This window comes from Kluyvera sp. Awk 3 (genome assembly GCF_028069715.1).
GTDB lineage: Bacteria > Pseudomonadota > Gammaproteobacteria > Enterobacterales > Enterobacteriaceae > Kluyvera > Kluyvera georgiana_A.
The window spans coordinates 1-1478 of record NZ_JANEWH010000270.1; the positions used below are offsets into that span (position 1 = coordinate 1).

General features: G+C 46.3%; 1 protein-coding gene and 1 pseudogene. Both read right to left on the reverse strand.

Annotation, left to right across the window (positions count from 1 at the left end):
- Positions 1-31: 31 nt before the first annotated feature.
- Complete coding sequence (locus NNN71_RS25165; protein WP_333909591.1) at positions 32-1072, reverse strand: phage integrase; 1041 nt, start codon at positions 1070-1072, stop codon at positions 32-34.
- 87 nt (positions 1073-1159) lie between these two features.
- A pseudogene (locus NNN71_RS24550) lies at positions 1160-1478 on the reverse strand (hypothetical protein); the annotation flags it as partial.

Sequence of the window (1478 nt, forward strand, 5' to 3'; positions counted from 1 at the left end):
ACCATAAATATGCCTGTCTCATAGCAGGCATTTAACTCACTTTCTTTTCGATTGAGCTAGATGGCATGGTCGACAGGGGATTAAAGCGTAGGGCTGTCTCAAGATGGTCAGGTGCAAGATGAGCATAACGCATTGTCATTTTTATGTCGTGGTGGCCCAGGATTTTCTGAAGGGCAAGGATGTTTCCACCTGACATCATAAAGTGCGCTGCAAACGTATGGCGCAGAACGTGAGTCAGTTGTCCTCGGGGAAGCACGATGGAGGTTTTATCCATCACAGATAAAAACTGGAAGTAGCAGTCAGTGAAAAGTTTGAAGCCGTCTAGGGCAATGATTTCCTCATACAACTCTTTGCTGATCGGAATGCTGCGGTTCTTTTTGCCTTTGGTCCTGACGAAAGTGATTCGATACTTTGTGACTTGAGAGCGCGTGAGGTTCACTGCTTCCCGCCAGCGAGCTCCTGTACTGAGGCAGATTTTAACGACTAGAGCGAGCAGGGCGCTTTGGCGTTGGCAGTCATAAAGTAGCTCTGTGATTTGTTCATGCGTCAGCCAGGCCATTTCCTTCTCGGCAATCGTGAATTTGCGCATGCTTTCCAATGGGTTTGGCGCCGTCCATTCTCCGAGTCGGCCCAGTTCGCTAAAAACGCTACTCAGATAGCTTTGCTCCAGATTGATAGTTACCGGGCTGGCACCTTTCTTCCACTTCTCGCTAAAGTAGATTTCGCCCGTCAAGCGCTTGTCACGGTAATGTGCAAATAATTTTGAGCTGAGATCTGTAGCTAGAGGGTTTCCGAGTGCATCGACCATAAGGATCAACTTGTCGTAAACATGTTCGCCAGCGGTCAGGGATTTGCCGTGCAGTTTGAACCAGAGTTCGACGACGTCTTTCAGAGTCCGGCGATCCACCGATTCACCCAACCAGGGTTTAGCCTCTGTCTCATCCATCGTGTGGCGCTCAAAAGCCAGTGCTTCGCCTTTGGTGGCGAACTGCTTACGCACACGTCGCCCAGTACGCCCGGCGGGGTAGCATTCACAAATCCATTTTCCTGTGTCGAGTTTTCGTACTGCCATAAAAAAGCCCTCATGTCTGAGGGCTAAATTTAACTGTATGTTTGACCAGTGGTCAATGTTTGATTATTGTGAAATAAACATGAAACCTCATTCCGGTGATTTGTCAGGATTACTTGGTTTTATTTTTTCCTTAGCCGAATCCCATAAGGATTGGATTCCCGGAGGGAGTTCTGTTTTGTCAGAAAATGCGGAATTACCAGACATATTCCAGTCTTTGAATACTAACACAGCATCCTCTTTTGTTGATGTTGAGCCATAAATTTGTAGGAATACTTGCCCAAACATTAGTGCATGTCTTCTATCTTTTCTCAAGATTGACTCATGGGTATATTTCTTAGAGTTCCCAAGACATATATACGCTAGCCAGGAAAGGATAGAAATTCCAATTAACCCACGTGTAAAAAAG